Genomic DNA, 9,813 nt, shown 5'->3' with positions numbered 1-9,813 from the left:
ACGAAGGACGAAACATCCTCGCCGAAAACCTCGGAACCTCTCTCCAGATCTACCAAAGCATCGAAAAACAAATGGGACGAGAAAAACTCAACCAACTCCTCGACCTGCTCGAAGAACTACAAGCCGTCAAAGTCTGACCGAACGCGCATTTGGCTGCGCGGGTCAGCATTGCCGCTTTTCTTTGAAAGACACAGGCTGGAGTTGCCTGGGCGACCGCACACTCCCATCACAAAAGGTATTCCGTCTCAAGCTGAAATCTCCCCAGCCTCCGAGCACAATGCACCTTCACGTTTGACGACGGGCCACGTTCAGCCAAAAACCTCCAACTCCAGTAGAACATGGTGTCAAATCCATTTGGCCGCCAACGAACGAGGGCCTTCCACGCGGGCCAAGTCAGTCATTTCAATCACATCCAAGAGCCACGACACCTTTTGAAAGCTGGCTTTTCCTGCTCAACAAAATACTGGATGTTGGATACAATATCCTCTATAGCTGCGCGTATCGATTGATTCAGGGAGGATCACATGCTCAAGAAACTCGCCGCACTGGCGGCCCTCACCACTATCACCACAGCTCCTGCGATGGCGGACACGCTGGACGATGTCGTAGATCGCGGGACATTGCGCTGCGGAGTTGTGTTGGATTTTCCGCCAATTGGGTATCGCGACGCGAATAACGAACCGGCAGGCTTTGACGTCGAATACTGCAATGATCTGGCCGCCGCACTTGAAGTTGAGGCCGAAATCCTGCCGTTGACCTGGGCCGAACGCCTGCCAGTGATCGTCACCGGACGCGCAGACGTTGTGTTCGGAGCAACCTCGGACAGCCTTGAACGGGCGCGGACGGTGGGCTTTACCATTCCTTACGCCATCTATTATGCGCAGGGTGTCGTGAATGCCGAAAGCGGCATTGAGACCTTCGAGGATATCCGTGGCAAGCGCGTGGCCGCCGCGATCGGCACCGTGCCCGAGCAGGAATGGCTGAAGATCGCCGCCGAATGGGGCGAAGAAGGCAATTACCAGGGCTACCAGTCCGAGAATGAGGTTTTCCTGGCGGTGGCTCAGGGCAAGGCCGATATCGGCATTACCACAAACACTGCCGTGCTGCCGATTACCCAGCAATATGACACTGTTGTTGCCGGCCCTCGCATGCCATGGACCACCGACTACACTTCGGTTGTAGGCAAGCGCGAAGATGTCACCTGGCTGAACTTCCTGAACCTGTTCGTGACCCACCAGGTGCGATCGGGCCGCTATCAGGAGCATTGGGGTAAATATGTCGGCGGCGAAGCGCCTGAGCTGCGCATTCCCGGCGTAATGTACTGACCCTTTCCTACTCCATGCTTTCGTCCGGCTATGGCCGGGCGAAAGGACCGGTAGATTGCGTGAGGAACACCCGTGTTCGACTATAACTTCCATTGGCGGCCGGTGATGAAAAGCCTGCCGGACCTGCTTGAGGCATCGCTGCTGACGATACAGGTTGCCGTGCTGGCAATGGTCCTTGGCATTATCATCGGACTTTGTCTGGCGCTGACGCGGCTGCACCTGAAAGGTCCGCTTTACTGGTTCGCCTCAGCCTGGGTCGAACTGGCGCGCAATACTCCGGCGCTGTTCCAGCTGTTCTTTTTCGGCTTCGGGCTTGGTGCCTTTGGCCTGCATCTATCGCCGTACTTCATCGTGCTGGCCGGGCTGACATTCAATTGCGCCGGTTATCTGGCTGAAAACTTCCGTGGCGGCTTTCAGGCCGTCCCCGAGACACAGCTACGCGCGTCCCGATCGCTGGGCATGACCGCGTGGCAGGCTTACACACGCGTCGTGATTCCGCAGGTGTTTCGCATTGTCTATCATCCGATCACGAACCAGATGGTCTGGGCTGTTCTAATGTCGTCACTGGGTATGCTGGTCGGCTTCCGGGAATTGTCGGGCGAGACCCAGTTCTTTGCCTCGCGCACTTTCCGAATCTTTGAATATTTCGCCGTCACCGCGGTCATCTACTACGTGATTGTCAAAATCATCCTGCTTGCCTCGCGCCTGCTGGCGTCCCGGCTTTTCCGCTACTGAAGGAGGCACAGATGCAACCCACTGTCAGCTTTTTCAGCGGCTTCAACATCAACGATCTGTGGTTTCTGGGCGAAGCCGCGCTGCGAACGCTCTGGATTTCAGTGCTTTCGATTTCCATTGGAACGGTTTTTGGCGTGGTGTGCGGTTGGCTTCTGTACGAGGGCAAACTGGCAGCGACCCTGACGTTGGCTCCGGTTCTGGATATTTTCCGGTCGGTCCCTCTGATCATCCAGCTGGTGCTGTTTTACAACTTTGCACCTATTGTCGGGCTCAATCTGGACCCGTTTGCCTCGGGCGTGGTGATCCTGTCCATCTACACGGCAGCACTGGTTGCGAATGTGGCGCGCGGCGGGATTGAAGCCGTTGGTGATCCGATGCGCCGCGCCGCGCGCAGCCTGGGCATGACCTATTGGCAGGATCTGCGATATGTCGTCTTCCCGATTGGTGGGCGCGCGGTGTTCCCTGCATGGGTCGGGGTCGCGCTGGGTGTAATGAAAGACAGCGCGCTGGTCTCGGTTCTGGGCTATGTTGAGCTGCTGAAAGCCAGCCAGATCCTGATCACCCGCACGCAGGAACCATTCCTGATCCTGACAATCGCTGGCGCGTTCTATTTCGCGCTCAGCTATCCGATTTCGCGGTATTCCGCGTCGCTAGAAAAAAGGTGGGCCCAATGATCGAAATTCGCGACCTGCACAAATATTTCGGATCGCTGCATGTGCTGAAAGGCATCGATCTGGATGTGCAGAAAGGAGAGGTCCTGTCGGTGATCGGTGCGTCAGGCTCCGGCAAATCGACCCTTCTCTATTGCATCAATGGGCTGGAACCGATCCAGCAGGGATCGGTTCGGGTTGATGGCATTGATGTTCATGCTAAAGGCACCGACATCAACAAGCTGCGCACAAAGCTGGGGATGGTGTTCCAGCAATGGAACAGCTTTCCGCATCTGACAGCACTGGAAAACGTTGCGTTGGCCCCGAAGATTGTCAAAGGCAAGTCGAGGGACGAGGCGCGTGACATTGCCGCAAAGCAGTTGACCCATGTAGGGTTGGGCGAAAAGCTGAACGTCTTCCCCTCGGCCTTATCGGGTGGTCAGCAGCAGCGTCTTGCCATTGCCCGCGCGCTGGCGATGGAGCCGGAATACATGCTGTTTGACGAAGCCACCTCTGCGCTGGACCCTGAACTGGTGGGCGAAGTTCTCGACACGATGCGGCTTTTGGCTGAAGAAGGGATGACGATGATTTGCGTCACGCATGAGATGGGTTTCGCTCGTGATGTATCAGACCGGGTTGCTTTTTTTCATCAGGGCGTGATGGAAGAGATCGGCCCGCCCGCCCAGATTTTTAACGAAGCCCAATCTGAACACACCCGCAAATTCCTGGCGAATGTGCGATAAAAGCCCCCGCCCCAAAACAATTAGGAAGGTTACCTTCATGTCCCAGAATATCTTCACCGGCACCATGCCAGCCCTGATGACCCCCTGCAAACCGGACCGGACACCGGATTTCGACGCGCTGGTGAAAAAGGGCAAGGAAATGATCGCAGCGGGTATGTCTGCCGTGGTCTATTGCGGCTCGATGGGCGACTGGCCTCTCTTGTCGGATGCCGAACGGATGGAAGGTGTCGAACGTCTGATCACGGCCGGACTGCCCGTTGTCGTCGGCACAGGTGCGATAAATTCGAAATCCGCCGTGGCGCTTGCCGCGCATGCGCAAAAGGTTGGAGCGGCAGGGCTTATGGTGATCCCGCGTGTATTGTCGCGTGGATCGTCCATCGCGGCGCAGCGTAATCATTTCAAAGCGATCCTGTCGGCTGCACCTGATATTCCGGCAATCATCTATAACAGCCCGGTTTACGGCTTTGCGACGCGCGCCGATCTGTTCCTGGAATTGCGGGCAGATCATCCCAACCTGGTTGGGTTCAAGGAATTCGGTGGCAAAAGCGATCTGCGCTATGCGGCGGAACACATTACCTCGAAAGATGATCAGGTTACACTGATGGTTGGTGTGGACACCGAGGTCTACCATGGCTTCGTCAATTGCGGTGCCACCGGTTCGATCACAGGGATTGGCACTGCCCTGCCGAAAGAAGCACTGCTGCTGGCTGCCCTGTGCCAGAAAGCGGCGGCCGGTCATGCCGAAGCGCGCCTGCGCGCGCGCGAGCTTGAAGAAGCCTTTGGTGTGCTGGCCAGCTTTGACGAGGGCACCGATCTGGTGCTGTATTACAAACACCTGCTGGTCCTGAACGGCGAAGAGGAATACCGTTTGCACTTCAACGAAACCGACGAGTTGACGGATGCCCAGCGCAACTATTGCGAACAGCAATACGACCTGTTCCGCACTTGGTTTACTGATTGGTCCGGCCAGGGCGGAGTCATTGCTGAATGCATGTGATTGACAGTCACACCGGGGGAATGCCTACGCGGGTGATCCTCGACGGCGGCCCCGATCTGGGGTCCGGCCCGCTGGCCGAGCGTGCACGACGCTTGGCTACCGAGCATGAGGCGTTCTACAAATCCATCTTGCTGGAGCCGCGGGGCCAGCCCGGAATGGTGGGGGCGCTTCTGGTCGCGCCCGAAGATCCAGGGTGTGAGACCGGCGTGATCTATTTTGATGCGGATGCAGTTCTTGGCATGTGCGGGCATGGCACCATCGGTCTGGGCGTCACTCTGGCACATATGGGCAGAATCCGGCCGGGCACGCATCGGGTTGAAACTCCGGTCGGTGTCGTCTCGGTGGATTTACTGGACGCCAATACCGTACGCGTCACAAATGTCGAGAGCCGTCGCGTGCGGGCAGCAGTGCAGATTGAGGTTGGCGGCTATGGGTCGATAACCGGCGATCTTGCCTTTGGCGGAAATTGGTTCTTCATTGTTGATCCCAGCCCAATCCCGGTGAACCCGGGAAACATTCGGGCGATGACCGATCTGACCATCACCATACGCGAAGCCTGCATCGCACAGGGCGTGCATGGCGAAAACGGAGAACTGGTCGACCATGTGATCCTTCAGGATCAATCCCCCAACAAGGATGTTCACAGCCGCAACTTTGTACTGTGCCCGGACAATCAATATGACCGGTCGCCCTGCGGTACCGGCAGTTCGGCGCGCCTCGCCTGTCTGGCGGCAAACGGGGTGCTGGAAGCAGGGGAAGAGATTGTGCAGGAAAGCGTGATCGGCAGCCCCTACGTGCTGAGCTACCAACCCGGCCCGAACGGGGGTGTCATTCCCACCCTGACCGGGCAGGCGCATATCATGTCGGAAGGCAGGTTGGTTTTCGCGCCGAATGATCCGTTCCGTGATGGCATCGCGCTTTGAAGTCAAGGCCGGGGACAGACGCTGTCCGGTCCCCGACCCCGTACCACTATTTGAGAACCTGTAACCATGCAGCATGACACCAAGACGGACATAGTTGTGATCGGTGCTGGCATCATTGGCATCAGCGCTGCGCTAGAGTTGCAAAAGCGGGGAAGGCAGGTGCTTGTGCTGGACCGTGAAGGCGTTGCAGCCGAGGCGTCAAAGGGCAATGCCGGGGCCTTTGCCTTTACAGATATCGTGCCGCTTGCAACGCCTGGGATCATGCGCAAAGCGCCAAAATGGCTGCTTGATCCGTTGGGGCCTTTGTCGATCCCGCCCGCTTATGCGCTGAGTATTGCACCGTGGATGCTCCGGTTCTGGCGGGCCAGTTGGCGCGATCGTTATGCAGCCTCACTATCCGCACAAGCCGCGCTGATGAACCACAGCCGTGCGGCGCTGGAGCGTCAGATTGAGCTTGTAGACGGCGAGGCGCTGATGCAGCGCGAAGGCCAGTTGCAGTTGTTCGAGAGTGAGGGCGAATTCCGTGCCAGCCTGCCCACCTGGAACCTGCGCAAGGACCATGGCATCTCGTTTGATCTTCTGGACAGCCCGGATGCTATTGCCGAAATTCAGCCCGGGCTGAACCGGCGATTTACCCATGCGGGTTTTACCTCGACATGGATGAATACCGTCGACCCTGCCCGCTGGACCGAGCATCTGGCGGCACAGTTCATCGCGCGCGGTGGGCAGGTAAAGATCGCAGGGATCACGGCACTGAAACCAACCGATGACGGCGTGCGCCTTGACACGGACAACGGCGACATTTCGGCAGGTCAGGTGATTGTTGCCGCCGGAGCCTGGTCACACCAGCTGGCCAAGACCCTGGGGGATCATATCCCGCTTGAGACCGAGCGGGGTTATAACACGACCCTGCCCGAAGGCGCTTTTGACCTGCGCACTCATCTGACCTTTGGGGGGCATGGGTTTGTGGTAACCCGGATCAACGGCGGCGTGCGCATCGGCGGTGCAGTCGAACTGGGTGGATTGAAGCTGGCCCCAAATTACCGGCGCGCTGACACGTTGCTGGCCAAGGCCGGGCGCTTCATGCCAGACCTGAACCTGGAAGGCGGCACGCAATGGATGGGCTTTCGCCCATCACTGCCTGACAGCCTGCCAGTGATTGACCGATCTTCGCGCGCACCACACGTACTTTATGCCTTTGGCCATGGTCATCTGGGGCTGACCCAATCCGCAGGCACGGCCGAACTGGTGGCCGATCTGGTCACTGACGCCAAGCCGGTGCTCGATATGTCACCTTTCTCATCCACACGCTTCTAATCTGGAGAACACCTTATGAAAATCACCGGGCTGAACGTATATCAGGTGGATCTGCCGCTGAAAGAAGGCCGCTATAGCTGGTCCAACGGCAATTTTGTCGAAGTGTTTGACAGCACCGTTCTGGAAATCATCACAGATGAAGGGTTGAAGGGCTATGCCGAATGCTGCCCGCTTGGCTCGGCCTATCTGCCGTCTTTTGCGCTCGGCGTCCGGGCCGGGCTGGCAGAGCTGGCCCCGCATTTGATCGGGCAGGACCCACTGAATATCGGTCAGATCAACCGTACGATGGATGCGGCCTTGCGGGGTCATCCCTATGCTAAGGCTCCGGTGGATATTGCCTGCTGGGATCTGCTGGGCAAGGCCACGGACCAGCCGCTTTACACATTGCTGGGGGGCGCTGCGCAGGATGATGTGGTGCTTTATCGCGCGATCAGTCAGGAAGCTCCCGAGATCATGGCCAAAAAGATCGAAGGCTATGCTGCCGAAGGCTACACCAAGTTTCAGCTCAAGGTGGGTGGCGAGGCCAATGACGACATCGACCGTATCCACGCCACCCGCGCCGTTCTGAAAAAGACGGACCTGCTTGTAGCAGACGCCAATACCGGCTGGACCCGGCACGAGGCCGCACGCGTGGTGGGCGCGATTTCGGGTCTGGATGTCTATGTGGAACAGCCTTGCCTGACCTATGAGGAATGCGTGTCGATCCGCCGCCGCACCGCGTTGCCTTTCGTGATGGACGAGGTGATCGACACTCCCAACACGCTGGTCCGCGGCATTGCCGAAGACGCGATGGATGTGATCAACCTGAAGATCTCGAAAGTCGGAGGGTTGACCAAAGCCCATCTTATGCGGGACCTGTGCGTGGCGCACGGCATCCCCATGACGATCGAAGACACCTGGGGTGGTGACATCACCACCGCAGCCATTGCACATCTGGCCCGTTCAACGCCGTCCGAGTTCACATTCTCTGCCACGGATTTCAACTCTTACGGCACCGTGGACATTGCCGAGGGTGCGCCAAAGCGTGTCAACGGCCGGATGACCGCACCCGCCCGTCCGGGTCTGGGTGTTACACCGATTTTCGACGCTCTGGGCGAGCCTGTCGCACAATATTGAGAGATCCGATGCGGAGCAGCAAAACCGTTCATGTCATTTCAGCCCACGCAGAAGGTGAAGTCGGGGATGTTATCGTTGGGGGCGTTGCCCCGCCACCAGGCGACACCTTGTGGGAACAGCGCAGCTTTGTCGCGGGCGACCAGACGCTGCGCAACTTCGTTCTGAACGAACCTCGGGGCGGTGTTTTCCGTCATGTCAATCTTCTGGTGCCCCCGAAACACCCCAAGGCCGACGCGGCCTTTATCATTATGGAACCCGAAGACACACCGCCGATGTCAGGTTCGAACTCAATCTGTGTTTCAACCGTATTGCTGGATGGCGGGATCATTCCGATGCAGGAACCCGAAACTCATATGGTGCTTGAGGCCCCGGGCGGGCTGGTTCATGTCCGGGCAGAATGCAGCGGTGGCAAAGCGCAACGCATTTTCGTGCAGAACCTGCCCAGCTTTGCCGACAAACTGTCCGTCCCGCTTGAGGTGCCCGGATTGGATACGATCATGGTTGATACTGCTTATGGGGGTGACAGTTTTGTCGTGGTCGATGCAAAGGCATTGGGATTCGAAATTGTCGAACATGAGGCCCGTGACATTGCCCGATTGGGGGTGAAGATTACCAATGCAGCCAATGAACAGCTTGGGTTTTCGCATCCTGAAAACCCGGATTGGGACCATATCTCATTCTGTGCTTTCTGCGGCCCGCTGAGCCAGACCAAAACCGGATTGACCGGAAAATCTGCCGTGGCGATCCAGCCCGGCAAGGTTGATCGGTCGCCTACGGGTACAGCGGTTTCCGCACGCATGGCGCTGATGGCTGCAAAAGGGTTGATGTCGCCGGGTCAGACATTCGAGGCAGTCTCGATCATCGGATCACGGTTCACCGGTCGGATTGTCGATACCACCGAAGTGGCGGGCCGTGCCGCGATTGTCCCCGAAATCAGTGGGCGCGGCTGGATCACCGGCATTCACCAACACATGCTTGACCCGGATGACCCCTGGCCTGGCGGGTATCGCTTGTCGGACACCTGGGGTGTCTGACTAAACAGTGCATTGGCCGTGCCCACTCTCAGGGACAGGCAGTTACAGAAGGTTCCATTCGCTCTTGGTCTTACCGTGTTGTCTCAGCAGGGTTGAATCAACATGGATATTGGATGCATTATCAAACGGAGTGTCCTTAATCAGCTTTCTGGGTGGCCGAGTCGCGGCTTAACTTGGAATAACGCCGGTAACCGGTAGCTGTACCCAAACAAGTGGCAGGAAAGATATGGCAGGAAAGCGCGCGATAACCAAGCAAAGCCTACCAGATGTCATCGCGAACGATCTTCGTGAACGTATTCTGAACGGTGAACTTGCCGAAGGTGAAGCTATTCGCCAGGAAGCTCTGGCTGAGGAATACGACGTATCGCGGATGCCCATCCGCGAAGCCCTAAAGCGTCTGAACGCTGAAGGTCTGATTCAATGGGCCAATAATCGGGGCGGATCAGTCACCAAACACTCGCTGAACGAAATCGGAGAAATATTCGACCTTCGAATGCTTATTGAAGTCGATCTTTTCCGCAGAGCCATTCCGCAGATGACATCTGCCGACTTCGCACGATGCAACGAGATATTGACACAGATGGAAGCGTCTTATGACGAGAATGACGTCGGGAAGTGGGGGATCCTGAACTATCAATATCACTCCGCCCTCTACGCGGCGTCACAGAGGAAACTGACAAATGAATTGCTGGATCGCGTCAATCTGCAATCTGACCGCTATGTCCGAATGCATCTGAGCGTGATGAAACAGCGGGAACCGGCGAAAAAAGAGCATCGAGAACTGTTGAAACTGGCGCAAACAGGGAACGTTGACGAAGCCTGTGACATGCTGATGCGGCACATCCGACGAACAAAGGAACAGTTGCTGGAAATGATCGTAGCAAAACGCGCCATGGAGGAGACCTAACAGGGCGCTTGATTGCCCCTCATAATTGGATACATTATCCATTAACATAGAATCGGAAATATGGAA

Annotated in this window: 10 protein-coding genes; all 10 read left to right on the top strand. The window is 57.2% G+C overall.

Annotation, left to right across the window (positions count from 1 at the left end):
* Nucleotides 1–524 precede the first annotated feature (524 nt).
* The 10 genes from ACR0J7_RS10950 (at nucleotide 525) to ACR0J7_RS10905 (ending at nucleotide 9,747) form a co-directional block, all read left to right on the top strand.
* Nucleotides 525–1,325 carry a transporter substrate-binding domain-containing protein gene (locus ACR0J7_RS10950; protein WP_480483375.1) on the top strand — a complete coding sequence of 267 codons (801 nt, stop codon included), beginning with the start codon at nucleotides 525–527 and terminating at the stop codon, nucleotides 1,323–1,325.
* Nucleotides 1,326–1,397: 72 nt separating this feature from the next.
* Nucleotides 1,398–2,060 (top strand): amino acid ABC transporter permease, encoded by a 663-nt coding sequence (locus tag ACR0J7_RS10945; protein WP_209507537.1) that lies wholly within the window; start codon nucleotides 1,398–1,400, stop codon nucleotides 2,058–2,060.
* A gap of 11 nt (nucleotides 2,061–2,071) precedes the next feature.
* Nucleotides 2,072–2,734: an amino acid ABC transporter permease gene (locus tag ACR0J7_RS10940; protein WP_480483377.1), complete on the top strand. Its 663-nt coding sequence runs from the start codon at nucleotides 2,072–2,074 to the stop codon at nucleotides 2,732–2,734.
* Nucleotides 2,731–3,453, top strand: coding sequence for an amino acid ABC transporter ATP-binding protein (locus ACR0J7_RS10935; RefSeq protein ID WP_267366726.1), 723 nt, complete (start codon nucleotides 2,731–2,733; stop codon nucleotides 3,451–3,453). Before ACR0J7_RS10940 ends, ACR0J7_RS10935 begins: the two co-directional genes overlap by 4 nt.
* Nucleotides 3,454–3,490: 37 nt before the next feature.
* Nucleotides 3,491–4,450, top strand: coding sequence for a dihydrodipicolinate synthase family protein (locus tag ACR0J7_RS10930; protein ID WP_480588206.1), 960 nt, complete (start codon nucleotides 3,491–3,493; stop codon nucleotides 4,448–4,450).
* On the top strand, nucleotides 4,441–5,373 hold the full coding sequence (locus ACR0J7_RS10925; RefSeq protein WP_480588204.1) for a 4-hydroxyproline epimerase: 933 nt from the start codon (nucleotides 4,441–4,443) through the stop codon (nucleotides 5,371–5,373). The genes ACR0J7_RS10930 and ACR0J7_RS10925 overlap by 10 nt, the downstream gene beginning before the upstream one ends.
* A 66-nt stretch (nucleotides 5,374–5,439) precedes the next feature.
* Nucleotides 5,440–6,690, top strand: a complete 1,251-nt coding sequence (locus tag ACR0J7_RS10920; protein WP_480914253.1) for an NAD(P)/FAD-dependent oxidoreductase — start codon at nucleotides 5,440–5,442, stop codon at nucleotides 6,688–6,690.
* A 15-nt stretch (nucleotides 6,691–6,705) separates the two neighbouring features.
* On the top strand, nucleotides 6,706–7,806 hold the full coding sequence (locus tag ACR0J7_RS10915) for a cis-3-hydroxy-L-proline dehydratase (protein WP_480483388.1): 1,101 nt from the start codon (nucleotides 6,706–6,708) through the stop codon (nucleotides 7,804–7,806).
* An 8-nt stretch (nucleotides 7,807–7,814) separates the two neighbouring features.
* Nucleotides 7,815–8,840 (top strand): trans-3-hydroxy-L-proline dehydratase, encoded by a 1,026-nt coding sequence (locus ACR0J7_RS10910; RefSeq protein ID WP_480914250.1) that lies wholly within the window; start codon nucleotides 7,815–7,817, stop codon nucleotides 8,838–8,840.
* Between the two features lie 226 nt (nucleotides 8,841–9,066).
* Nucleotides 9,067–9,747 carry a GntR family transcriptional regulator gene (locus tag ACR0J7_RS10905; RefSeq protein ID WP_480914247.1) on the top strand — a complete coding sequence of 227 codons (681 nt, stop codon included), beginning with the start codon at nucleotides 9,067–9,069 and terminating at the stop codon, nucleotides 9,745–9,747.
* The last annotated feature ends 66 nt before the right edge of the window (nucleotides 9,748–9,813 follow it).

This window comes from Ruegeria sp. O4 (assembly GCF_056535125.1).
The sequence above is the reverse complement of the archived record's forward strand: the minus strand, read 5'-3'. Positions and strand labels throughout refer to the sequence as shown.

Bases quoted from the DNA above. Each gene is read 5' to 3' on its own strand.
- ACR0J7_RS10950 (WP_480483375.1), top strand. From the start codon at position 525: ATGCTCAAGAAACTCGCCGCACTGGCGGCCCTCACCACTATCACCACA.
- ACR0J7_RS10930 (WP_480588206.1), top strand. From the start codon at position 3,491: ATGTCCCAGAATATCTTCACCGGCACCATGCCAGCCCTGATGACCCCC.
- ACR0J7_RS10925 (WP_480588204.1), top strand. From the start codon at position 4,441: ATGCATGTGATTGACAGTCACACCGGGGGAATGCCTACGCGGGTGATC.
- ACR0J7_RS10940 (WP_480483377.1), top strand. From the start codon at position 2,072: ATGCAACCCACTGTCAGCTTTTTCAGCGGCTTCAACATCAACGATCTG.
- ACR0J7_RS10905 (WP_480914247.1), top strand. From the start codon at position 9,067: ATGGCAGGAAAGCGCGCGATAACCAAGCAAAGCCTACCAGATGTCATC.
- ACR0J7_RS10910 (WP_480914250.1), top strand. From the start codon at position 7,815: ATGCGGAGCAGCAAAACCGTTCATGTCATTTCAGCCCACGCAGAAGGT.
- ACR0J7_RS10935 (WP_267366726.1), top strand. From the start codon at position 2,731: ATGATCGAAATTCGCGACCTGCACAAATATTTCGGATCGCTGCATGTG.
- ACR0J7_RS10920 (WP_480914253.1), top strand. From the start codon at position 5,440: ATGCAGCATGACACCAAGACGGACATAGTTGTGATCGGTGCTGGCATC.
- ACR0J7_RS10915 (WP_480483388.1), top strand. From the start codon at position 6,706: ATGAAAATCACCGGGCTGAACGTATATCAGGTGGATCTGCCGCTGAAA.